This window comes from Streptomyces sp. NPDC088354 (assembly GCF_044753585.1).
Classification (GTDB): domain Bacteria; phylum Actinomycetota; class Actinomycetes; order Streptomycetales; family Streptomycetaceae; genus Actinacidiphila.
The window spans coordinates 442,822-465,700 of record NZ_JBIVNJ010000001.1 but is presented as its reverse complement, the minus strand read 5'-3'; the positions used below and the strand labels follow the sequence as shown (position 1 = coordinate 465,700).

Sequence of the window (22,879 nt, the reverse complement as noted above, 5' to 3'; positions counted from 1 at the left end):
TGCGGCACCGCACATCGCCCGCCGCCGACGGAATCACCGCCTTCGGGGGGGAACCGGCGGGAAGCATCCCCTTTCCGCGGCGGCCCGGCGTGCGTCCCGCGCGGGACGGCGATCGCCGCGCACGATGCCCCCATGGATATCGACGAGTACGGCGGCGGACAGCGGCAGGGGTCCGACGTCCTGGTGGTCACCACGAACGACGTCCCCGGCTTCCGGGTGGAGCGGGTGATCGGTGAGGTCTTCGGCCTCACCGTCCGCTCCCGCCATCTGGGCAGCCAGATCGGCGCGGGCCTGAAGTCCCTGGTCGGCGGCGAGCTGAAGGGGCTCACCAAGACCCTGGCGCAGACCCGCACCCAGGCGATGGAGCGGCTGGTCGAGCAGGCGCGGGCACGCGGCGCGAACGCCGTGCTGACGATGCGCTTCGACGTCAGCGAGGCCGCCGACGTCGGCACCGAGGTGTGCGCCTACGGCACGGCGGCGGTCATCACCCCCGAACCCGCCTAGCGTTGGCGACGATCGCGTCGTGCACGTACTGGGCGGTGCCCGGCGCGATCGCCTCGTAGAAGGCGTTGAAGCGCGGGTCGGCCAGGTACATCCCGGCGAGACCGGTGTGGATCTCGTACGTGCAGTCGTAGTAGTGGTCCACGATGAAGCGCCGGTGCTCCTCGGCCAGGTCCATCGCGGCCTCGCCGTCGGCCGGGGCGCCGGACTCGCGGAGCGCCACGAGCCTGCCGCCCCAGTCGTCCTGCTCGGCCTTGATCCGCAGCCAGTCGTCCTTGGTGTACGAGGCGGCGCGGCGCTGCGACTGCTCGTACGCCGCGGTGTTCCCCCAGCGCTGCCGGGTCTCCTCGGCGTGCTGGTCGGGGTCGTAGTCGCCGAAGACCTCGAACTTCTCCTCGGGCGTGAGGTTGATGCCCATCGTGCGTGCCTCCATGGCTCGTTGGACGGCGTCGGCCATCTCCGTCAGCTTCCCGATCCGCTCGGTCAGCAGGGTGTGCTGCCGCCGCAGGTGCTCCCGCGGGTCCGCGGCCGGGTCGTCGAGGAGGACCGCCACCTGGTCCAGGGGAAAGCCGAGCTCCCGGTAGAAGAGGATCTGCTGCAGCCGGTCGAGGTCGGCGTCGCCGTAGCGGCGGTGGCCCGCGTGGCTGCGGTCGCCGGGCGACAGCAGCCCGATCTCGTCGTAATGGTGCAGCGTGCGGACGGTCACGCCGGCGAAATCCGCCACCTGCCCGACCGAGTAGCCCGTGCTCGTGTTCATGACCACACCCTCCGGCCTCACGCCACGTGAGGCGCAAGTGCCATATTGGTGCCCATGCTGGGTATCACCGACCTGTCGACCTACGTGCTGGGCACCGTACTGATCGTGCTGCTGCCGGGGCCCAACTCCCTCTACACCCTCTCCGTCGCGGCGCGGCGCGGGGTCCGTACCGCCTACCGCGCGGCGCTGGGCGTCTTCCTCGGCGACACGGTGCTGATGACCGCCTCGGCGGCCGGGGTGGCGGGCCTGCTCACCACCAACCCGGTGCTCTTCGGCGTCGTGAAGTACGCGGGCGCCGGCTACCTGGCGTGGATCGCGTTCGGCATGGCGCGGGCCGCCTGGGGGATGTGGCGGGCGCGTCCCGGCGAGCCGGAGCAGGAGCCGGTGCCGGTCGCCGCCGTCGTGGTCGAGAGGCCCGCGCAGACCGAGCAGCCGTTCCGGCGGGCGCTGGTGATCAGCCTGCTCAACCCGAAAGCGATCCTGTTCTTCATCTCCTTCTTCGTGCAGTTCGTCGACCCCGGGTACGCCCATCCGGCGCTGTCCTTCCTGGCGCTGGGCGCGATCGCCCAGGTCTTCAGCTTCAGCTACCTGACCCTGCTGATATTCGGCGGCACCCACCTGGCCGCCCAGTTCCGCCGCCGCAGGCGGCTCGCGGCCGGGCTGACCTCGGGCGCGGCGGCGCTGTTCCTGGGCTTCGCGGCGAAGCTCTCGATGGCCTCCTCGGTCTGACGGCTCGACCTGCCGAGGCGCCGCGTCGCGCTTAGTGTGAGCGCTATGTCGCTGCACAAGGGTGCCGAGGGTCTGCCGAAACTCGCCGTCAACCCCTTCTACGCGGGGGCCGATCCGGTCGCGGGCATGCGCACCGCGCCGCCCAAGCACCAGCTCCCGGACGGCCCCATGCCGCCCGCGACGGCGTACCAGCTGGTCCACGACGAGCTGATGCTCGACGGGAACGCCCGGCTGAACCTGGCCACCTTCGTCACCACCTGGATGGAGCGCGAGGCCCAGGTGCTGATGGCCGAGTGCTTCGACAAAAACATGATCGACAAGGACGAGTACCCGCGCACGGCCGAACTGGAGCGGCGCTGCGTGTCGATGCTCGCCAACCTGTGGAACGCGCCGGACCCGGAGAAGGCCGTCGGCTGCTCCACCACCGGCTCCTCCGAGGCCTGCATGCTCGCCGGGATGGCGCTCAAGCGGCGCTGGATGAAGCGCCAGGGCGACCGCTATCCGGCGCAGGCCCGGCCCAACCTGGTCATGGGCGTCAACGTGCAGGTCTGCTGGGAGAAGTTCTGCAACTTCTGGGAGATCGAGGCGCGCACGGTGCCCGTCGAGGGCGACCGGCTCCACCTGGACGCGGAATCGGCCCTGGCACGGTGCGACGAGAACACCATCGGCGTCGTCGCCGTCCTGGGCTCCACCTTCGACGGCTCCTACGAACCGGTGGCGGAGATCTGCGCGGCCCTGGACGGCCTCCAGGAGCGCACCGGCCTGGACATCCCCGTGCACGTCGACGGGGCCTCCGGCGCCATGGTCGCGCCGTTCCTCGACGAGGACCTGGTCTGGGACTTCCGGCTGCCGCGGGTGGCGTCGATCAACACCTCCGGCCACAAGTACGGGCTGGTCTACCCGGGCGTGGGCTGGGCGTTGTGGCGGGACACCGAGGCACTCCCCGAGGAGCTGGTCTTCCGGGTCAACTACCTCGGCGGCGACATGCCGACCTTCGCCCTGAACTTCTCCCGGCCCGGATCGCAGGTCGCCGCGCAGTACTACACCTTCCTGCGGCTGGGCCGCGACGGCTACCGCGTCGTCCAGCAGACCGCCCGCGACGTGGCCACGTACCTGGCCTCGCGGATCGAGGAGTACGGCGACTTCCGGCTGATCACCCGGGGCGACCAGCTGCCGGTGTTCGCCCTCACCACCGCCGACCACGTCACCGCCTTCGACGTCTTCGACGTCTCCCGGCGGATGCGGGAACGCGGCTGGCAGGTGCCCGCCTACACCTTCCCCGCCGACCGCGAGGACCTGGCGGTGCTGAGGATCGTGGTCCGCAACGGCTTCTCCGAGGACCTCGCGGACCTCTTCCTCGCCGACCTGGAGCGCTACCTGCCCCAGCTGCGCGAGCAGGAGCACCCCCTGCACCCGCCCGGCACGGCGCCCACGGCCTTCCACCACTGAGTCGCCCCGCCCCGGGCAGACGCACCCCATGGGCAAGGACACTCAGACCAAGGGCACCGTCTTCGTCGCGCTCGCCGCGAACCTGGTGATCGCCGCGGCGAAGGCGGTCGGAGGCCTCCTCAGCACATCGCCGGCACTGCTGTCCGAGGCGGCGCACTCGGTCGCCGACACCCTCAACGAGATCTTCCTGCTCGCCGCGCTGCGCCGCAGCCGGCGCGAGCCCGACGCGCAGCACCCCTTCGGCTACGGCAAGGAGCGCTGGTTCTGGTCGCTGCTCGCCGCCGTCGGCATCTTCGTCATGGGCGGCTGCTTCTCCTTCTACCAGGGCATCACCGCCTTCCACGAACACGAGCCGCACACCCTCAAGGCCTTCCTGATCGCCACCACCGTGCTCGTGGTCTCCCTCATCGCCGAGGGGTCGTCCCTGGTCAAGGCGCTGCTCCAAGTACGGGGCGGGGCACGCGAGCACGGTCGCGCCTTCCGCACCGAGCTGCGCGAGGGCGACGACCCCACCTTGCGCACGGTGATCGCCGAGGACAGCGCGGCGGTGCTCGGCGTCCTGCTGGCTCTGGCGGGCGTGGGGCTGCACTGGGCCACCGGCGGGCGGCAGTGGGAGGCGTGGGCGTCCCTGGGCATCGCCGTGCTGCTGATGTTCGTGGCCTACCGGCTCGGCAAGGACTGCCGCGACACCCTCATCGGCGAGGCCGCCGACCCGCGGCTGCGGCAGCGGGCGCACGAACTGCTCGGGCGGCAGCCAGAGATCGACACCGTGACCGCGCTGCTGACGATGCGGCTCGGCGTCGACTCGGTGCTGCTGGCCGCCCGGGTCGACCTGACCGGGGGCATCGACAGCGAGACGGTCGAGGAGGCCGCCGTCCGGATCAAGAAGACGCTCGCCGAGGAGTTCCCCGAGCTGGACCAGATCTTCCTGGACGTCACCGACGCCACCGCGGAGGACCGCCGCGAGGCGCACGAGCTGGGCCGGTCGCTGCGCACCGAGGCGTCACGGCACGAGGGCGGGGACTGACCGGTCGCCCGGCCGGTCCCCGCCCTCGTGCCCTCGTGGTGGTGCGGGCGTTACCGCACGTCGACGAAGACCGCGGTCCCGTCGCTGTCGAAGTGCTTCGCGTCACCGAAGTACTGGATCAGCCACTTGCCGTCGGAGGCCGGCTTGCCCTTGAGGGTGGCCTTGCCCGTCGAGTTCGTGGTGCCCGAGGAGATGTACGTCCACTTCGTCGAGCCCTTCTTCTGGAAGAACAGCTCGACGTGCCCGCTCCTGTACGGCCGCCAGGTGCCGGAGACGTACTCCTTCAGGGTGCCGGTGAAGGTGACCGCGGCCCCCTTCTTGACCTTCGTGGAGGACGCCTTCATCGAGTACAGCCGCGTGTTGGTGCGGGTCAGCCGGACGGGCTTGCTGGCGGTCTCGGCCAGCTGGTCCGAGGTGTAGTGGTGCAGACGGTAGTAGCCGTCGAGGTAGCCCCACTTGCTGATGGTGACCGTGCCGCCGTTGTCCGGCGCGTACCCGGTGCCGAGGTCCTTCCAGCCCGACTTGCCGTCCTTGGAGTACTCCAGGTGGACGAACTGGTGGTCGTAGATGCTCGTCACGCGGTCGTACGCCGCGAACAGCCGGGCCGACACGGTCACCTTGACGTCGGCGCCGATCCTCGAGGTCACCTCGGTGAAGACGGAATCCGCCGGGAGGAGGATCGAGCCACTGGCGGCCGCGGAGGCGGTCAGGTAGGGGTCGTCCTCGGCGGCGGACCAGCCGCCCCAGTCGTTCTGCCCGCGGGCCGCGACCACCTTGCCGCTGAAGGAACCCGTGGCGCCGGTGACGACCGTGACCGGCTGCGCCGCGCCGAGCGCCAGTCGCACGGACGCCCCGGCGACCGGGGTGCCCGTAGTGTCCTTGACGGTGCCGCTGATGGTCACCGCCTGGCCGGACACCGCGCGGGTGCGGTCGGCCTTGGCGGTGACGACCACGTTCGTCTGCTGCATCTGCGGGTTCCCGGCGGCCGACTGGGCGGTGCCGTGCACCTGCGCGTCGTCCGCGGAGAACGCGGCGGACAGCCCTGCCCAGGTGACGACGGGGAACTCCGGTGAGACGAAGGAGCCGTCCGCCCCGGTGACGGCCTGCCCGGTGCTGTCGGGGCGTCCGTCCACGGAGTAGTAGGTGCGGGTCACACCGACCGTGGCGCCCTCCAGGGGCACCTCGTCGCCGCTGCCGGGCTGCACCCCGAGGAGGGTGCCGGTGACGCCCGCCGTGCGGTGGTCCCTGTCGAGCAGCGTCCGGGTCAAAGCGGTGGTGAGGACGGGCCGCAGGGTGAAGTCCAGGGTGCCGGCACCCGTGCGGACGACGGTGTCGCCCTGGTCGTCGGTGGCGGTGACGTCGATCGCGTACCGGCCGAGGTGCGGCATGACGCCGCCGTCCTCGGTCAGCTTCAGCACGGCGTCGGAGGGCACGGACCACTGCTCACCGGAACCGGCGAGCCGCAGACCGTCCACCACGACCGCGTCACCGTCGCGCACGGTCGCCGTGACCGAGGTGACCGTGCCGCCGGGGGCGTCGGTCCACACCGGCACGGTGAAGGACCCGCGCTGCGTGTCGACCGTCCGCGCCACGCCGATGCCGAGCGGGCCGGCGTCGGCGGCGAGGGCAGGGGCGACGGCGAGCCCGCCGGAGAGCGCGGCCACCGAGGCGATCAGCGCGAGAAGGCGCCGGGACTCAACGGGCATTGATGTACTCCGTCTTCGACTCGCTGTAGAAGTGCGTGGAGTCCGCCTCCAGGTACGCGCCCCACGTGGCGTCGGCGTACGCCTTGGTGCCGAGGCTGAAGTGGCCCGCCGCGTCGGTCTTCCCCTTCACCGTCCAGTACCAGGAGCTTTCGCCCTTGGGCTTGAGGACGATGACGATCTTCCCGCCCTTGTACGCCCTCCACTTGCCGCCCGACAGGTACTGCAGCGTGCCCTTGGCCTTCAACGCCCCGCCCAGACGCGGGCTGTTCGGCGTCATGTCGAAGGACACGATCCGGGTCACCGTGCGGTGCAGGCGCTTGGTGGCCGACGCCACCGCGAGCATCCCGTCCGACTCGGAGTGGTAGACGCGGTAGTAACCGTCCGTGTAGCCCCAGGCGCCCATCGAGAAGGAGCACTTGCCCGTGCCGTTGTCGCTCGCCTGGACCGACGTGAGGGACTTCCAGCCGGTGCGGCCGTCCTTGGAGTACTGCAGCCAGACCTTGGCGTTCCAGCAGGAGCCCTTCAGAGTGCCCTTGGCGGTGACCTTCCCGTAGGCGTCCAGCGACATGCTGACGCCCGAGTAGGTGCCGGCCGTGGGCACGTTCACAAAGTGCTCGGCGTACGCGAAGTCGGCGAGGTACTCCGACGGCCTGACGTAGGTGTAGTGCCAGGTGCTCTTGGTCGCCGTCACCGGGAACGCGAAGTTCCCCGAGGCGTCCACGGTGCCCGTGCCCATCAGGCCGGGCACGCTGTAGCGGTACACGTCCGGGGGCTGCGGGGTGGTGACCAGGGGAGCACCGGCGAAGGGCTTCCACCCCTGGTCGGTCAGGCGCTGGACGGTACCCCGCATCGTGAACGTGCTGCCTTTGTGGACCCGCTTGGCCGACGGGTCGGCGCTGATCCGGTACTGCACGGCGCGGGCCGACAGTTCGGGCAGCGCGACCGCGGCCGCCGGGTCGGTGTCGGCCCTGCCGAGGACGACGGCGCTGCCGGAGGTGACCGCACCGCCGGGCGTCACGCTCACCGAGAAGGCGCCGTCGGTGCCGGAGGTGGCCGTCGCCGAGCCGGACTTGGCGTCCACCCCGACACGGGCGGTCCAGTTCACCCGTACCTGCGTGCCGGGCGCGGCCGGACCGGTCGTCCCGGTCGCCGGGTCGAAGGTGGTGACGGTGCCGCTGAGCACCGCCGTTCGGTGGTCGAAGTCGGTGCTGTCACGGTCGTAGCCGAGCTTGCCGACCCCGGTGTGCAGCCGGTAGTCGAACTGGCCCGCCGTACCGTGCTCGGCACCGGTCCAGTGCTGGACGGTGCCGCCGGGCAGGCGGTAGTCGACGTCCACCGGATAGTCCCCGTACGCCTTGCCCTCGGGCAGGGCGAGCGGCTTGACGGTGGACCAGCCGCGCTGCCAGGACCAGGTCAGGTCGTCGGTCGAGGCGAGCACCGCGGCGTCCGCCGCGGCGGACTCCCGGACGCTCACCTTGACCCACAGTGCCTCGCTGGTGTCGAGGCCGACGGCGAGTGTGCCGTCGTCGCCAGTGGACAGACCGCGGACGGTCTCCCCCTCGGCGAAGGCCGGCGCGGCGGCCAGCGGTCCGGCCGCGAGGCCGGCGGTGAGAAGAAGTACGGCTCCGCTACGGATGACGGCAGGCCGATGTGCGCGGGATGTGCGCATGCAGGACCCCCCACAGGTCAGAAAGAACCGGCGGCGGCAAGATCGCACGCCGGAGGCCGAACAGTAACGGACCTGTGCGACAGCTGTGACGAGTGGGGGTGGGGTGCCGGGAGTTCAGCCGTCCGGGCCGGGCACCCGGACGCCGTGCCGGGCCAGCCAGGGGAGCGGGGGGACGGCCGAGCCCATCTGCGGGGTGACGCGGACCTCGAAGTGCAGGTGGGGGCCTGTGGAGTTGCCCGAACTGCCGGACAGCCCGATGAGCTGACCGGCGCGCACCCGGCGGCCCGGCGCGGTCTCGATGACGGACAGGTGGGCGTAGTGCGTGCAGTAGCCGTCGTCGTGCCGGACGACGATCTGGTTGCCGAAGCCGTCGCCGCAGCCGGCCGCCACCACGGTGCCGTCGCCGACCGCGCGGACCGGGGTGCCGGAGGCGACCGCGAAGTCCTGGCCGGTGTGCCGGTGCGCCCAGTGGGAGCCGGCGTCGTCGAAACCGGCGGACAGCCGGTAGTGGGCCACCGGGCTCACCCAGCGCGCGACGCCGCGGCGGGCGGCGGCCTGGACCGGAACGTCACCGGGGTCGATGTGCGGGCAGCGGTCGGGGACGTCGCCGCCCAGCAGGGCGAGGTAGCGGGCGGCGAGCCCGGCACCGGCGCGCACCAGCTTCTCCTGGATGCTCCGCCGGAGTTCGGCCTGCCGCCGGGCCTGGCGGTCCAGCGCCTCCAGCGCGGCGGTCACGGCCGCCGTGTCCTCGGCCAGCCGGCGCTGTGCGACCCGGTGCGCGGTCAGCAGCGCGGCCTCGGCGTGCTCGCCCTGGCGGACCAGGGTGACGTCCTCCAGCAGGCGGTCCGGGCTCCCCGACAGCAGCAGCCGCGCCGACGGGCTCAGTCCCGCGTTGCGGTACTCGGTACGGGCCATGGCCCCGACCCGGTCCCGCAGCAGCCGCAGCCGGCGGCGCTCCCCCCGGGTCGTCGCCCGCAGCCCGCGCAGCTCGGCGCGCTTGCGCTCGGTCGCCAGCTCCACCGCCTGGTACCGCTCCACGGCGCGTTCGGCCTCCGCGTACAGCCGGTGCACTCCGGGGCTGTCCGCGGGCCGGTCCGTCGCCGCCGGCGCTGTCGTCGCCACGGCCGTCCCCCGCAGCGCGAGGGGCATCGCCAGCAGCAGGCACAGCACCGCGGCCACCGCCTTGCATCGCATCGGGCCGATCGTGCGGCCGGCCGCGCGCGGCACTCCGGCGACACGCCCCGCCGGGGCCCATAGCCACCCGCCGGGGTGATCGCATCCGGGCGTGCGCCGAACGGCCGACCGCCGGATCACGGGTACGGGCGCACTCGGCGGACGGGAGGATGACCCGGGTGAGCGCGTGACAGGGGCCCGGCGGCTGGTCACCACTGGACCTCGAGGTTCTGCGGCAGGTGCTGGACGGCACGCCGGCGGGCGTGGGCATCCGCCGGGCACCTGCCGCCCGCCCTGATCCGCCCGGACGGCTCAGTGGAGCTGATCCGGGTGCCGGTCGGCCCTCCGCTGGGCACCGGGCACGGCGGCTACGAGATCGTCTCGGGCCGGTGCGGGCGCGGCGACGTCCTGCTGCTCTACACCGACGGCCTGGTCGAGCGGCGTGGCGAGGACATCGACGCGTCCCTCGAACGGCTCGCCCGGTTGCGGTTGCCCCCGGACGGGGATCTGGGCGGCCTGGTCGACCGGATCCTGTCCTTGTTGGTCTCCGAGCCCGCCGAGGACGACATCGCGGTCCTCGCGGCACGCATCGTTCGCTAGGCCGCAGGAGGGACGCGTCCTCCGGGCGGCGCAACACTACGGGCGAAATCGGGGCAATACCGTCACGATGATCATACGGGACTGCCACCGGGGCGGTCCCGGGAACCGGCTCCCTCGGGGAGGACCTGCCGTGACCGTCAGCCTCGCGCAGTTGCGCCGTTGCTCCGTAGCCGTCGATCTCGGCGCCTCACGGACCCGCGTCTACATCAAAGGACAGGGACTCGTCGTGGACGAGCCCAGCGTGGCCGCCGTCAACGCCCACAGCGGGGCCCTCATCGCCGTCGGATCGCTCGCCGAGCAGATGACCGGGCGCACCCCCGACCACATCCGCGTCGTCCGCCCCATCCAGGCCGGCATGGTCGTCGACATCGACATGGCCCAGCGCATGCTCCGGCACCTGCTCGGCGGCCGGCTGCGCAAGGCGTGGCGGCGCAAGCCGATGCTGCGCGCCGCGGTGTGCACCCCCAACAGCAGCAAGCCGCTGGCCCAGCGGGCGGCCATCGAGACGCTGTACGGGCTCGGTTCGCGACGGGTCGAACTCGTCGACTCCGTGATCGCCGCGGCGGTCGGCTGCGGGCTGCCGGTCGAGCAGCCCGAGGCGACGATGATCATGCTCAGCGGGGCCGGCACGACGCAGATCGCGGTCCTGTCGCTGGGCGCCATCGTCGCGGCCGAGACCATCCCGGTCGGCGGCGACGCGATCGACCACGTGGTGGTGCAGCACGTGCGCAACGCGCACGAACTGGTGCTGCCCACCCAGTCGGTGCGGCCGTTGCACGAGATCCTGTCCGCGCCGGGGCCGATCGCGCCGAGCACCGAGGTCCAGGGCCGGGACGTGGCCAGCGGCATCGCGCGCACGGTCACCGTCGACATCGAGAGCGTCCGCCGGGCCATCCGCATGCCCATGGCGGCCCTCGTCGACGGCATCGGCACCGTCCTGCGGCGCTGCCCGCCCGACCTGGTCGCCGACCTCACCGACCGCGGCATCATGCTCGCCGGGGGCAGCGCCCTGCTGCCGGGCCTGGACATGATGCTCCGTCAGGCCACCGGGATGCCCGTGACGATCGCGGACCGCCCGGACGTCTGCGCGGTGCGCGGGCTCGGGGCGATGATGGAGGGCGAGGTCCTGCCCATGCCGATGGACCCGCTGTCGGCCTAGCCGGCCCGGGCCCGTCACACGTCCAGCACCAGGCGCGCGCCCGCCTCGGCACGGGAGACGCAGACGAGCATCGCGTCCCGCGTACGGCGGGCCGCCGCGCTGCCGAGGTGCCGCACGCTGTCGCCGCCGGACAGGACACCCACCCGGCACGTGCCGCAGAAGCCCTGACGGCAGGAGTACGCCGTGTCCGGACGCGCGGCGCCGAGCACGGACAGCGCGGACCGGTCGGCCGTCACGGGCGCCCCGCCCCGGCCGAGCTGGATCTCGAACGCCGAGCCGTCGGTGATCGGTGGCGGCGAGAAGCGCTCCAGGTGCAGCGCCGGGACGAGCGCGGGCGGCCCGCAGAAGTAGACGGCGGTGTCCGGCCCGGCGCCCGCCAGCAGTCCGGCGGCGGTGGGGACCGCCGGCCTCCGCGTCGCTGCGCACCCGCACCCGGGCGGGGTCCGGCGCCGCCAGTCCGCGCCCGCGGCGGCAGCGGCGCGCACCATGGGCAGGATCGGTGTGATGCCGATCCCGCCCTCGCCGTCCGGGACGAGCCGGACGGCCACCCGGTAGGCGTCCGGGTCGGCCGGGTCACCGGCACCGGGCCGCCGGCCGGGCAGCGGCGCGGTGCCGCCGTCCGCCCGCACCAGACGCAGGGCGACCACGCCCTCGGCCTCCACCGTGACGCCGGCGACGCGCAGCGGGAGCGAGCGGTCGACCACGACCGGCTTCCGCGGCGCGCGCCGCGCGCTGCCGCGCACCAGCAGCGGCGTGATCCGGGCCAGCAGCGCGAGCAGCGGCTCGGGGCGCGAGCCGCCGGCCCGGCGGGGCGGTGGGACGCGCAGGTCGTACGGGGACACGGGCGGGAACCCCGTCAGTGGAGCGCGGCTCCCGCCGCGTGCGAGGCAGGCCGCGGCGGGTCCTCGGCCCAGCAGCGACTGGTGCGCCTGGGCGTGCATCGCCTCCTGCCCGATGAACCCGATGACGTCCTCGCGCAGCCGGTCGTCCGCGATCATCGGCACCGCCTGCCGGAAGACGGTCAGGAACCGTGAGGAAGGCGTCGTCGTCCAGGTAGCGCAGCGGCAGCCCCGTCCCACTCCCACCGCACGTCACGGGGCCTGAGGACGATGTGCTCGGGCTCGGCGGTCATGCGGCGGCCCCCTCCTCCTCGACGCGCTCGACCAGCCGCGCCACGAACTCGGCGACGAGGCCGGGGCGGTGGCTGGGCAGCCAGTGGCCGCCGTCCACGTGGTGGATCTCGGCACCGGGCGCCCAGTCGGTGATCTCCGTCTGCCACGGCGGCAGCACGAACACGTCCATGGACGGGGCCAGTACCTGCGCCGGCAGGACGGCGTGCCGGACCCGCGGACGGAGCACGCGGGGCAGCACATTGGCCCGGTAGAGCTTCAGCCCGGCCCGGTTGCGGGCGGCCGGCCCCGGCCCGTACCCCTGCGGGGGCTCACCGGTCTCCAGGCGGCGCAGCCTCTTGGTGACACCGTCCAGGATGCCGCTGCGGCACGCCAGTTCGGCGACACCGGGCAGATGGAAGAAGCCCACGTACCACGAGGCCAGCGACTGCCGCACGAGCTTCCCCAGCCGCGCGGGGGTCGGGCGGCGCAACTGGGCCCGGTACCAGCGGCCGGTGTGGTCGAGGTCCGGGCCCGAGATGGACGTCATCGAGGCGTAGCGGTGCGCCAGTTCGGGCGTGCTGACGGCGTGCCAGCACTGCACGGAGCCCCAGTCGTGCGTCAGCAGGTGCACCGGCGCAAGCGGGCTCACCGCGTCCGCCACGGCGGTGGTGTCGGCGGCGAGCTGCGGCAGCCGGTACGCGCGGGTGCGGCGCGGCACGCCGGACGCGCCGGAGCCGCGCACGTCGTAGGTGACGACGTGAAAACCGCGGGCGGCCAGGCGTGTTGCGACGCCGTCCCACACCCCGTGGTCGTCGGGAAACCCGTGCACGCACAGGACGGTGGTCCCGGCGGGGTCGCCCTGCTCGTACACCGCCAGACGTACGCCGTCGGAGGCCGTGACCCAGCGCTGCGCCATGCTTGCCGCCCTTCGGTCGGTGCGCCGGCCTCACGATGGCAGCTTGTTGACGTCCTGTCTACCAGTGCGCTGCGCTTGCGGTCCGGGTAGGTTTTCTCCCCGCCCGCCCGCCCTCCCCCAACCTTCGGCCGGGGGTGCCCCCAGCCCTGTGAAGTCAGTGACCCCGGCGCGCGTTTCGTGGGGTGCCGGGGTCGGGGCCTCCGGGGCTGGCCATTCTGGACAGCACATTTAGGTGCCTCAAGCACCCTCAACTGATCACCCCGGGTCATGCACCCACATATGCTCCACAGTCCAGAACACCCACCCTCCCCCAGCCTCCGGCCGGGGGTGCCCCCAACTCCCCCGCCCCCTCCGTCTCGTCATGCGCCTGATCCCCGGAGGGTGGTGATGGCGGCACCGTGCTCGGGCCACCGTTGGCGCGGCGCCGTCCAAGGGCCCAGCCGTCACCGCCCACACACCGGTGGGGGGATCCAGGCAACCGCAGCCGCCCCGGACCGCCTTCTCACCCCCCACCGGGGATCAGGCGCGATACGAGACGGAGGGGGCGGGGGAGTTGGGGGCACCCCCGGCCGGAGGCTGGGGGAGGGTGGATGTTCTGGACGCTGCGGGATATTTGTGCGCACCATCCGGGCAGGGACGGGATGAGCAAGTGCTGGAAACGCGCGTAAATATCCCAGTCCAGGACGTGCAGCCCCGGAGGCACCGCACCCGGCCCACCCCGCACGCGCGCCGGGGCGCCCAGACTTCACAGGGCACACGGGCGGGCGGGCGGGGAAAAAACCAACGGCGCGTTGCGCGAACGAGACGGATCCGCAACGCCACCGAAGCCCCCCTGGGAAGGCCCCGTACGTCACAGTCACAGAAGCCGGACGGGGAGGGGACCCACATGAGGCGAACCGCGGGAACGGTCACGAAGGCGGTCACGGCGGCAATCGCGGTGACCGTCGCGACAGCGACACTCGCCGGGTGCGGCGCCGTGGGCCCGCGTGGGAACAGCCACGACGCGGGGCCCCGCCCCGCCCCCGCGCGCGTCGCGCAGGGCACGCAGGCGCCGGACGGCGAACGCGCCCCCGCACGGGACGAGTTGTCGACGTTCGCACTGGACGTGGACACCGCCTCGTACGGCTACGCCAAGCGGCAGCTGGGCAACGGGGAGCTGCCGGAACCGTCGGCCGTGCGGTACGAGGAGTTCGTCAACAGCTTCCGCCAGGACTACCCGAGCCCGGACGGCGACGGCTTCTCCGTCACCGCGGACGGCGCCCGCACCCCCGGGGCCGGCTCGCGCTGGTCGCTGCTGCGGATCGGGCTGGCCACGCGCCCCGCCGACAAGGCGGCACGCAAGCCCGCCGCGCTGACCTTCGTGGTGGACGTCTCCGGTTCGATGGCCGAGCCGGGCCGGCTCGACCTCGTGCAGAAGGCGTTGCGTTCGGCGGTCGGTGAGCTGCGCGGGGACGACTCGCTGTCCGTGGTGACGTTCAGCGAGCGGGCGCGGGTGGCGCTGCCGATGACGCGGCTGGGCGCCGACGGCGCCCGCGCGCACGCGCGGGAGGTGATCGACGGGCTGCGGCCGGAGCAGTCCACCAATCTGGAGGCGGGTCTGCGGGCCGGCTACGACGTGGCGCTGGAGGGCGCCCGCGCGGGGGTCACGAACCGGGTCGTGCTGCTCTCGGACGCGCTGGCGAACACCGGCGAGACGGAGCCGGACGCCCTGCTGGAGCGGATCGACCGGGCCCGCAGGGAGCACGGCGTGACGCTGTACGGGGTCGGGGTCGGCAGCGAGTACGGCGACGCGCTGATGGAGGAGCTGGCCGACAAGGGCGACGGCCACACCTCGTACGTCTCGACCGAGGGCGAGGCCCGCGCGCTCTTCGTGGACCAGCTGCCGGCCAATGTGGAGCTGCGGGCCCGCGACGCCAAGGCCCAGGTCGCCTTCGACGAGCAGACGGTGGAGCGGTACCGCCTGATCGGCTTCGAGGACCGGGCCGTGGCCGACGAGGACTTCCGCGACGACGCGGTGGACGGCGGCGAGGTGGGACCCGGGCACACCGTGACCGCGTTGTACGCCGTGCGGCTCAGGCCCGGTGCCCGCGGTCACGTCGCCACCGCCACCGTGCGCTGGCTGGATCCCGCGAGTCGCGCTCCGCACGAGGAGTCGGCGGCGATCGAGGCGGACCGGCTGGCCGCTCCGCTGTGGGACCCCGCCACCTCGCCGCGGCTGCGGGTGGACGCGGTGGCCGCGTACTTCGCCGACGCGCTGCGGACGTACTCCACCGGTGACGAGCAGCTGCCCGGTGCTCCGGGGCTGGCCGAACTCGCCGACCGCGCTCGCGCCCTGGCCGACACCACCGAGGACCCGGCCGTGGCCGACCTGGCGGAGTCCGTCGACCGCGCGTACGCGCTCCGCGCGGCCTGATGGAGTATCAGTGGAGTCATGGCAGCAGAAAAGGAACCCGAGGCCGAACTCGACGCCCGCTACAGCAGTGACGGCGCCGACCCGACGACCTGGAGCCAGGCGCGCCGCTTCCTGGCCGATGCCGAGATCTACTGGCTGACCACCGTGCGCCCCGACGGGCGTCCGCACGTCACCCCGCTCATCGGGGTCTGGCACGAGGACGCCCTGCACTTCAGCACCGGTGCCGACGAGCGCAAGGCGCGCAACATCGCCCGCAACGCGAAGGTGGTGATCACCACCGGCAACAACGCGCTGCGCGAGGGCCTGGACGTGGTCGTCGAGGGCGAGGCGGCGCGAGTGCGCAGTGACACCCAGCTGCGCCGGATCGCCGCGGTGTACGAGGCCAAGTACGGGGAGGAGTGGCGCTTCGAGGTGCGAAACGAGATGTTCCGCGGGGAGAGCGGCAACGAGGCGCTCGTCTACGAGGTCGAGCCGAAGACGGCCTTCGCCTACGGACGGGGGACGACGTACAGCCAGACGCGCTGGCTGTTCTAGGGCGTGTTCCGGAACAGGGCGGTCCACAGGAAGGGCTCGCCGAAGTGCGGGGAGTCCAGCGGCTCGTCGCGCATGCGGCGCAGTTCGACCTCGGTGAGCCCGGAGAAGATCGCGCGCAGCGACTCGGGGGTGTAGGCGAGCCCGCCGTGCAGGCGGGCCTGCCGGTAGAAGTCGGTGTCCGGCAGCTCCGAGCCCATGCCGCCGGCGGCGAAGCAGGTGAGGGCGAGGTGGCCGCCGGGGGCGATGACCCGGTCGAGCAGGGCGAGGTAGCTGACGCGGCGGTGCGGCGGAAGGTGGTGGAAGCAGCCCGAGTCGTGGACCAGGTCGTACGGGCCCTCCAGCGGGCCGCCGGCCGCGGTCAGGGCGAAGGCGTCGCCGCGGTGGAAGCGCACGCCCCGCGTGCCGGTCTCGCGGGCCCGGTCCTCGCCCCAGGCGACGGCCGCGGGCGAGAGGTCGACGGCGTCCACGGCGAAGCCCCGGGCCGCCAGGTGCAGGGCGTTGCGGCCGGGGCCGCAGCCGAGGTCGAGGGCCCGGCCGCCGGGGGCGAGCAGGCCCCGGTCGAGGTAGGAGACCAGGTTCTCGTCCGGCTTCGGCACGAAGAACGGCACCGGCCTGGAGCGGTCGGCGTAGAAGCCGTCCCACCAGTCGGCCGCGCCGTCCGTCCAGCGGTCCGCCTCCGGCGCGAACAGGCCGTCCAGCAGCTCCAGCACATCCTCGACCGTACGGATATGGCGATCCATCAGACCCCTTCCGGCGATGTCCGCAGCCTAGCCGCGAGAGGCGCGAAAGCCCAGCTCAGGACGGGTATGGCGGGAGCCTGTGCGGGTGCCTGCGGGGCTGGCCCGGCCCCGGCCGGCGACTCCCTCAGGACCGGGTGCGCACGGCCGTCCGCGCCCCCGCCAGGGGGCGCCGCGGGCCCTTTCCCGGCGGCGCGCGGGCGGCTTTCCGGCCCGTTTACAACTGCGCGCCGTCCGCCGCGGCCGTGCCGTGCTCCCAGCCCTCGCGGTCGCGGCCCTTGAGCCGCTGCGAACGGGTCTGCGGGAACATCTGGTCGGCCGCCCGGCCCACCGCGACCTCGCGGGCCGCGAGCACGGGCAGCACCTCCGCTGCCGCGCCGCTCTCCTCGCCGGCCTCGCGCGTGGCGTCCCGGGTGGCCGTGGCGAGACGGTCCCCGATCCGGCCGGCGTAGGCGATCAGGAAGGACTCGCGGAAGTTCCGGGACAGGTTCTTGCGGCCCTTGGGACGTGTCGTGCCGCCGCCCGCCGCCGGGGCGCCGCCGCGGAGCATCGCGGCCTCGGCCTGGACCAGCAGCGAGGTGTACAGCACCTCCACGGCCTCCAGATCGGCCTCGTACCCGACCACCGTCGAGAAGCCGAACTCCGCCGACCACACCGCCCGGCACCGGTTCGCCGCCGCGACGGCGTCCAGGAGCAGCGCCTTGGGGGCCTCGTACGGCCGGTCCACGCCGACGCGCCGCGCGCCGGGCCCGTCGCCGGGGGCGGTCCCCGCCACCAGGGCCTCGTCGACGCTGTAGCGGGCCATCAGATGCTGCGCCTTGGCGCTGAGCGCCTCGGCCTCCTCCGGGTACGGGGTCGACTCGGCCTTCGCCAGCAGCGCCCGGATGCGCCCCAGCTTGGAGCCCGCGCCGCCCCCCGCCGAGGGCCGCGGCGGCGCGGCGGTCAGCGGGGTGATCCGGGGGAGACGGCCGAGCAGGCGGACGAGTTCCAGCACGGCGGTCGCCGCCCCGAAGCGGTCCATCCGCTCCTCGCGGGCGTACCCCGTCAGCAGGGCGGCCGCCTCCGTCCGCGGCCCTCCGTCCGCGGCGAGCAGCCGCTCCGCGAGCCGCACGTGCTCGGGGCCCAGCTCCCGGCGGGCCATCCGCACCAGGTCCGGGTCCCCCCAGCCGCGGGCCCGGCAGCCGCTCAGCAGATCGTCCGCCGCGGCCACCACCGCCGGACCGGCCTGCTCCCAGCCCGCCGCCGCCAGCGCCGACGCCCCCGCGTCCACCGCGAACTCGGCGTCCTCGCCGGCCGCCCCCACGGCGCCCGCGAACGCCTCCCGTACCACCGTCGTCACGTCCCGCACGCCGTCCAGGATCGCATCCCGGCGACACGCCGCGTACGGAGCACGGTGGTCGCGCGACCAGGGCGGCGGCACCAGGGTGGGGCCCCGTGAGCACCGAGACCCGCCCCGCGGACTGGGACATCCGGACCGCCGGACCGGCCGACGCCCGGCACAGGGCGCTGCTGCTGCCCGGCGGCATGTGCACCGCCGAGTTCTACGCCGACGTCATGGCCGAACCGGCGATCGCGGACGCGCGCCTCGGCATGACCGCCGTCACCCTCCCCGGCTTCGGGCGCACCCCGGCACCGGAGGACGTCTCCGTGGAGAACTACGCCCGCCTGCTCGGCCGGCTCGCCGCCGAACGGGACTGCGACCTCGTCGTCGGGCAGGGCCTCGGCTCCACGGTGGCCATCGAGATGGCGGTCACCGGCGCCTTCGCCGGGCCGCTCGTGCTGCTCTCCCCCAGCTTCTCGCGGGACGACGAGGCCCGGGAGTTCGCGCTGCTGGACCGCCTCGGCCGGGTCCCGGGACTGGGCGGGGCGGCCTGGGCGGTCGCGCTGCGGCTCTTCCCGCGGGCCGCGCGGGACGGCCTGCCGCCCGGACGCCGCGACACCCTCGCCGCGGTCCTGGCCGACAACGACCCCGCCTTCTGCCACCGCGCGCTGCGCCACTACTACGACCACCTGGACCGGCACGGCTCGCTCGTCCCCCGGCTGTGCGCCACCGCCCTGCCCGTCTGGGTCGTCCGCGGCGACGCGGACGACATCGGCCTCACCGACGGCGAGCGCCGTGACCTGGACGCCTGCCCCACCATCACCCTGGTCCCCGTCCCCCGCGCGGGCCACGGCGTCCTCGTCGAACAGCCCGCCCGCGTCGCGTCGATCATCGCGGAGGCCGCGGCGCGCCTCGGCTGACGCCGCGGTACCGGGCGCTCCGTGGGAAGCCCGGCGCCCTCGGGCGCGGGTCCGCGGAGGCCGATCGCGCCGTATCCCGCGCCCCCCAGGGCACACACCCGCACTCGGACCCACCGCATCCGCGACCGGCCCCGGGATGATCGGTCACTCGCCCGTCGCTCGCGCGTCGTTCGACGGTCACCCGGCGATGCGATCGTGCGGTGGTGACTCGCACCACGGCCCTCGGACTCGCCGGGACGGTCGCGCTGGCCGTCGGCGGAAGGGCCGCAGGGGCGCTGCCCGTTCGGGACGGGATCGCGCTGCCGCGAGGCGAGGCGGCGATCGGGCTGCTGGTGGCCTACTTCGGGCTCGGGCTGCTGATCGCGGCGTGGTGGCAGCTGGGCCGGCTGGTGCGCGGGCCGCGGCCGCCGACGACACGGAGCCTGCTGACGACGTTCGCCGTGTGGGCCGCGCCGCTGCTGCTGGCACCGCCGTTGTTCAGCAGGGACGTCTACAGCTACCTGGCGCAGGGCGCGATGGTCAGCAAGGGCATCGACGCCTACACGTACGGGCCGAGCGTGCTCGGCGGCGCGGCGGCGGCCGAGGTGCCGGCCATCTGGCGGGACACCCCCGCACCGTACGGTCCCGCCTTCCTGGCGCTCGCACGGCTGAGCGCGCACGCCGGCATCACCGGGATGCGGGCGCTGGCGCTGCTCGGAGTGGCGCTGCTGGCGACGCAGTTGCCGCGGCTCGCCCGGCGCTGCGGCGCCGACCCCGCGCAGGCGGTGTGGCTGGGGGCGCTCAACCCCCTGGTGCTGCTGCACCTCGTGGCCGGCGCGCACAACGACGCGGTGATGCTCGGCCTGCTGGGCGCCGGTCTCGGCGCCGCGCTGGCGCGGCGGCCGGTGGTCGCGGCGGTGCTGGTGACGCTGGCCGCGCTGGTGAAGGCCCCGGCCGCGCTGGGACTGCTGGTCGTGGCGACGCTGTGGGCGGAACACCTGGAAGGACGCTGGCGGTTGGCCCGCACGGGCGCCGGCGTGGCGGCGGTCGCCGGGGCCACGACGGTCGGCATCACGGCGGTGACCGGCGTGGGGTACGGCTGGATAGGCGCCCTGTCCACGCCCGCCTCCGCCTCCAACTGGTCGCTGGTCAACACGATGGCCCGCTTCATGGGCACCCCGCACACCTGGCGGGTGCTGAGCCTGGTCGCCGTCGCGCTGGCGATCGGGGCGGTGTGGCTGTTCCGCCGGCGGCTGGGCCCGGTGTACGCGCTCGGCCTGAGCCTGCTCGCGGTGGCCCTGCTCGGCCCCGCGATACGCCCCTGGTACCTGCTGTGGGGGCTCGTGCCGCTCGCCGTGGCCGCGCCTGACGGGCGGGTACGCCGGACGGCCGCCGTCGGCAGCGCGGTCCTGGCCCTGGCGGTGCTCCCCAACGGCTTCCCGGCCACCGTGCACCAGGTGGTCCTGGCGACCGCGGGAGCCGCCGCGGCCCTGCTGCCGATCGTCCTGCTCCATCTCGTGCGGCTGCTCCGGCCGACCCGCCCGGCCCCGGCCCCATGAACGTCAGGACCTCCATGCCCCGTCCCCCTCGCGCACTCGGCTCCCTCGGATCGCCCGGCACGCGACGCGTGGTGAGCGCCGTCCTGGCGGTGACCGCGACCGCCGTCTTCCTGGTCACGGTGCCGCTGCACCGGCACTGGTTCGACGTGGCCGTCTACCACGGGGCGGTCAACTCCTGGGTGCACGACGGCGGCGCGCTCTACGCCTACCTGCGGCCGGGCACCGTGTACGGCTTCACCTATCCGCCGTTCGCCGCGCTGTGCATGCTGCCGATGGCCTGGGTCGACTGGCCGACCACCGTGGTGCTGGCGGCCACCCTCAACATCGTCGCCGGGCTGCTGGTGCTGCAGTGGACGGCCGGACCGCTGATCCGCCGCCAGGGCTGGCCGTACTGGTACGCGATGGTGCTGGCGGGCTGCCTGCTGTCGCTGCTCGAACCGGTCCGGGACACCTTCACCTTCGGGCAGGTCAACCTCGCGCTGCTCGCGCTGGTGCTGCTCGACGCCGAACTGCTGCGCCGCGGCAGCCGTTGGGCCGGGTACACCACGGGCCTGGCCGCCGCCGTCAAACTGACCCCGGCCCTGTTCATCGGCTGGCTGCTGCTCGCCGGGCACCGCCGGGCCGGTCTCACGGCGGCGGTCACGGCCTCCGCGGCGACCCTGTTCGCCGCGCTGACCGCGCCGGGCGCGTCCCGTACGTTCTGGACGAGGGCGCTGTGGGACACCGACCGCGTCGGCTCGCTCTCGTACGCCGGCAACCAGTCGCTGCGCGGCACCCTGGCCCGGCTCGACGCGCCGGAATGGGTGTGGGCGGTCGCGGTGGTGGCCGTGCTGGCGGTGTGGGCGTACAAGGTGCGGCGCGCCGACGTCACGCACGGCGTGGCGCTGACCGGTGTCGCGGCCTGCCTGGTCAGCCCGGTGACCTGGGTGCACCACCTGGTGTGGATGATCCCCGCGCTCGCCGTGCTGGCGGGCGAGGCGCTGCGGGTGCGGACCCGGGCCCGGGTGGCGGTGGCGGCCGGTGCGTACGTGATCCTGTGCAGCAGCATCGTGTGGCTCTGGCTGGACGACCCGGGCCGGGGCGGCGTGGGCTCGCTCGTCGGCGGCAGCGCGTACGTCTGGATCGCCATGGGACTGCTGCTGGCACCCCGGCACGGATGGCGTAGCCGGGCGCGCACCGGTCCGATCTTGGCTGACAGGGTGGGAGAGCGGGCCGGCTGACGGCCCGACGGCTCACGCGGCCCCCCTGATGACGACCGAGGAGTTCACGCATGCGTGTGTCCCTGCGCCGGACGTTGACCATGACCGCCGCGTGCGTGAGCGCCCTCAGTGCCGTGTGTGTGCTGCCCATGGCGGCCGCCGCACCCGTGCGGGCGCCGGCCCCGCTGCCCGTCCTCGCCCCGCTGCTGGGCGCGAGCGCGCCGAACGCCATCCCCGGCGAGTACATCGTCACCCTGGTCCCCGGCAGCGACCCCGCGGGCGTCGCGCGCGACGCCGGGATCACCCCGCACCACCTGTACCAGGACGCGATGGTCGGCTTCTCCGCGCCGCTGACCGAGCCGCAGTTGGCGCAGGTGCGGGCGCTCCCCCAGGTCCGCAAGGTCGAGCAGGACACCAAGGTCACCCTCGCCCCGGAGGACCGGGCCGGCTCGCCGCGGCGGCTGCTCCCGCGCCCGGGCGCGCACGACGGGCACGGGACCGACGGTCCGGGCGCCACGGACGCCGAACTCGCCGCGCCCGGCATCTTCTGGGGCCTGGAGCGCATCTCCCACCGCACCCCCCACACGCACGGCTTCACCGTGAGGGCCACCGGCTCCAAGGTGACGGCCTACATCATCGACAGCGGCATCGACTTCGCGCACGAGGAGTTCGGCGGCCGCGCCACACCCGGCATCGACGAGGTCGACGACGGCCTGGACGGCGAGGACTGCGCCGGTCACGGCACGCACGTCGCGGGCACGGTCGGCGGCGCGCACGCCGGCATCGCCCGCGCGGTCCACCTGGTCTCCGTCCGGGTCCTCGACTGCGACGCCGCGGGACCCAACTCGGGGATCATCGCGGGTATCAACTGGCTGGCGCGGAACGCGGTGAAGCCCGCCGTGGCCAACGTGTCGCTGGGCGGCATGTACTCGCCCGCGATGAACGACGCCCTGGACGGCCTGGCCCGTGCCGGGGTCTTCCCGGTCGTCGCGGCGGGCAACGACGACATCAACTCCTGCGTGATCTCCCCCGCCAGCGCGACCGAGGCGTTCACCGTGGCCGCCACCGACCGGGCCGACCACCTGGCGTCCTTCAGCAACTTCGGCAGCTGCGTCAACCTCACCGCGCCCGGCGTGGACATCGCCTCCGCCTGGCCCGACGGGTCGTACGCCCTGATGAGCGGCACGTCGATGGCCGCCCCCCACGTGACCGGGATCGCCGCGCTCTACAAGGACACGTACGGGGACGCGCCCTTCGACGTCGTGAAGAAGTGGCTCATCGCCCAGGCCACCCCCAACGCGTCGGCCGGTGCCCCCTGGGGGACGCCGACGCTGCTGGCCTTCACCGGCGATCTGTGAGCGAGGTCCGCCGAGGTCGCGGAATCCTGGACTCCATATGTCCGTGATCGTGGGTTCTGGA

Annotated in this window: 19 protein-coding genes and 1 pseudogene; 12 read left to right on the top strand and 8 right to left on the bottom strand. The window is 73.8% G+C overall.

Going from position 1 to position 22,879, the window contains the following annotated elements; translation table 11 throughout:
- Positions 1 to 132 precede the first annotated feature (132 nt).
- Positions 133 to 504, top strand: coding sequence for a YbjQ family protein (locus ACIP98_RS02205; protein ID WP_319660383.1), 372 nt, complete (start codon positions 133 to 135; stop codon positions 502 to 504).
- On the opposite strand, the gene ACIP98_RS02200 is transcribed toward ACIP98_RS02205, so the two are convergent.
- Positions 485 to 1,258 (bottom strand): MerR family transcriptional regulator, encoded by a 774-nt coding sequence (locus tag ACIP98_RS02200; protein ID WP_319660382.1) that lies wholly within the window; start codon positions 1,256 to 1,258, stop codon positions 485 to 487. The genes ACIP98_RS02205 and ACIP98_RS02200 overlap by 20 nt on opposite strands.
- Positions 1,259 to 1,312: 54 nt before the next feature.
- Between ACIP98_RS02200 and leuE the strand changes: the two genes are divergently transcribed.
- Genes leuE through ACIP98_RS02185 form a run of 3 tightly spaced genes read left to right on the top strand, consistent with a single transcriptional unit; the run spans position 1,313 to position 4,463 of the window.
- On the top strand, positions 1,313 to 1,987 hold the full coding sequence (leuE, locus tag ACIP98_RS02195; protein WP_401973243.1) for a leucine efflux protein LeuE: 675 nt from the start codon (positions 1,313 to 1,315) through the stop codon (positions 1,985 to 1,987).
- Between the two features lie 45 nt (positions 1,988 to 2,032).
- On the top strand, positions 2,033 to 3,436 hold the full coding sequence (locus ACIP98_RS02190; RefSeq protein ID WP_319660380.1) for a glutamate decarboxylase: 1,404 nt from the start codon (positions 2,033 to 2,035) through the stop codon (positions 3,434 to 3,436).
- Positions 3,437 to 3,464: 28 nt separating this feature from the next.
- Positions 3,465 to 4,463 (top strand): cation diffusion facilitator family transporter, encoded by a 999-nt coding sequence (locus ACIP98_RS02185; RefSeq protein WP_401973241.1) that lies wholly within the window; start codon positions 3,465 to 3,467, stop codon positions 4,461 to 4,463.
- Between the two features lie 50 nt (positions 4,464 to 4,513).
- On the opposite strand, the gene ACIP98_RS02180 is transcribed toward ACIP98_RS02185, so the two are convergent.
- From ACIP98_RS02180 to ACIP98_RS02170, 3 genes are all read right to left on the bottom strand, one after another.
- Positions 4,514 to 6,169, bottom strand: coding sequence for a carboxypeptidase-like regulatory domain-containing protein (locus ACIP98_RS02180; protein WP_401973240.1), 1,656 nt, complete (start codon positions 6,167 to 6,169; stop codon positions 4,514 to 4,516).
- On the bottom strand, positions 6,159 to 7,838 hold the full coding sequence (locus ACIP98_RS02175; RefSeq protein WP_401973239.1) for a hypothetical protein: 1,680 nt from the start codon (positions 7,836 to 7,838) through the stop codon (positions 6,159 to 6,161). The genes ACIP98_RS02180 and ACIP98_RS02175 overlap by 11 nt, the downstream gene beginning before the upstream one ends.
- Before the next feature lie 114 nt (positions 7,839 to 7,952).
- Complete coding sequence (locus ACIP98_RS02170; RefSeq protein ID WP_401973237.1) at positions 7,953 to 9,032, bottom strand: M23 family metallopeptidase; 1,080 nt, start codon at positions 9,030 to 9,032, stop codon at positions 7,953 to 7,955.
- 243 nt (positions 9,033 to 9,275) lie between these two features.
- On the opposite strand from ACIP98_RS02170, the pseudogene ACIP98_RS02165 reads away from it, so the two are divergent.
- Positions 9,276 to 9,611, top strand: a pseudogene (locus tag ACIP98_RS02165) (PP2C family protein-serine/threonine phosphatase); the annotation flags it as partial.
- A gap of 130 nt (positions 9,612 to 9,741) precedes the next feature.
- The gene (locus ACIP98_RS02160) at positions 9,742 to 10,770 is read left to right on the top strand and encodes a rod shape-determining protein (RefSeq protein WP_319660374.1); all 1,029 of its coding nucleotides are present in this window, start codon (positions 9,742 to 9,744) and stop codon (positions 10,768 to 10,770) included.
- A 14-nt stretch (positions 10,771 to 10,784) separates the two neighbouring features.
- Here ACIP98_RS02160 and ACIP98_RS02155 read toward each other — a convergent pair whose 3' ends face one another.
- Together ACIP98_RS02155 and ACIP98_RS02150 are read right to left on the bottom strand one after the other, a co-directional pair.
- Positions 10,785 to 11,849, bottom strand: a complete 1,065-nt coding sequence (locus ACIP98_RS02155) for a metal-dependent hydrolase (RefSeq protein ID WP_401973435.1) — start codon at positions 11,847 to 11,849, stop codon at positions 10,785 to 10,787.
- 49 nt (positions 11,850 to 11,898) lie between these two features.
- The gene (locus ACIP98_RS02150) at positions 11,899 to 12,798 is read right to left on the bottom strand and encodes an alpha/beta fold hydrolase (RefSeq protein WP_401973236.1); all 900 of its coding nucleotides are present in this window, start codon (positions 12,796 to 12,798) and stop codon (positions 11,899 to 11,901) included.
- 886 nt (positions 12,799 to 13,684) lie between these two features.
- On the opposite strand from ACIP98_RS02150, the gene ACIP98_RS02145 reads away from it, so the two are divergent.
- Positions 13,685 to 15,211: a von Willebrand factor type A domain-containing protein gene (locus ACIP98_RS02145; protein WP_401973234.1), complete on the top strand. Its 1,527-nt coding sequence runs from the start codon at positions 13,685 to 13,687 to the stop codon at positions 15,209 to 15,211.
- A gap of 18 nt (positions 15,212 to 15,229) precedes the next feature.
- Positions 15,230 to 15,745 (top strand): pyridoxamine 5'-phosphate oxidase family protein, encoded by a 516-nt coding sequence (locus ACIP98_RS02140; protein WP_319660369.1) that lies wholly within the window; start codon positions 15,230 to 15,232, stop codon positions 15,743 to 15,745.
- On the opposite strand, the gene ACIP98_RS02135 is transcribed toward ACIP98_RS02140, so the two are convergent.
- Together ACIP98_RS02135 and ACIP98_RS02130 are read right to left on the bottom strand one after the other, a co-directional pair.
- Positions 15,742 to 16,485 (bottom strand): class I SAM-dependent methyltransferase, encoded by a 744-nt coding sequence (locus tag ACIP98_RS02135; protein WP_401973232.1) that lies wholly within the window; start codon positions 16,483 to 16,485, stop codon positions 15,742 to 15,744. The two genes, ACIP98_RS02140 and ACIP98_RS02135, sit on opposite strands and share 4 nt — an antisense overlap.
- A 214-nt stretch (positions 16,486 to 16,699) precedes the next feature.
- Positions 16,700 to 17,830, bottom strand: coding sequence for a DUF2786 domain-containing protein (locus ACIP98_RS02130; protein WP_401973231.1), 1,131 nt, complete (start codon positions 17,828 to 17,830; stop codon positions 16,700 to 16,702).
- Positions 17,831 to 17,916: 86 nt separating this feature from the next.
- Here ACIP98_RS02130 and ACIP98_RS02125 point away from each other — a divergent pair, with 86 nt between their 5' ends.
- The 4 genes from ACIP98_RS02125 to ACIP98_RS02110 all read left to right on the top strand — a co-directional run bounded on the left by ACIP98_RS02125 (position 17,917) and on the right by ACIP98_RS02110 (position 22,818).
- Positions 17,917 to 18,723 (top strand): alpha/beta hydrolase, encoded by an 807-nt coding sequence (locus ACIP98_RS02125; RefSeq protein WP_319660366.1) that lies wholly within the window; start codon positions 17,917 to 17,919, stop codon positions 18,721 to 18,723.
- Positions 18,724 to 18,926: 203 nt separating this feature from the next.
- On the top strand, positions 18,927 to 20,261 hold the full coding sequence (gene mptB / locus ACIP98_RS02120; RefSeq protein ID WP_319660365.1) for a polyprenol phosphomannose-dependent alpha 1,6 mannosyltransferase MptB: 1,335 nt from the start codon (positions 18,927 to 18,929) through the stop codon (positions 20,259 to 20,261).
- Between the two features lie 14 nt (positions 20,262 to 20,275).
- Positions 20,276 to 21,481 (top strand): glycosyltransferase 87 family protein, encoded by a 1,206-nt coding sequence (locus ACIP98_RS02115; RefSeq protein ID WP_401973229.1) that lies wholly within the window; start codon positions 20,276 to 20,278, stop codon positions 21,479 to 21,481.
- 50 nt (positions 21,482 to 21,531) lie between these two features.
- Positions 21,532 to 22,818 carry a S8 family peptidase gene (locus ACIP98_RS02110; RefSeq protein ID WP_401973228.1) on the top strand — a complete coding sequence of 429 codons (1,287 nt, stop codon included), beginning with the start codon at positions 21,532 to 21,534 and terminating at the stop codon, positions 22,816 to 22,818.
- The last annotated feature ends 61 nt before the right edge of the window (positions 22,819 to 22,879 follow it).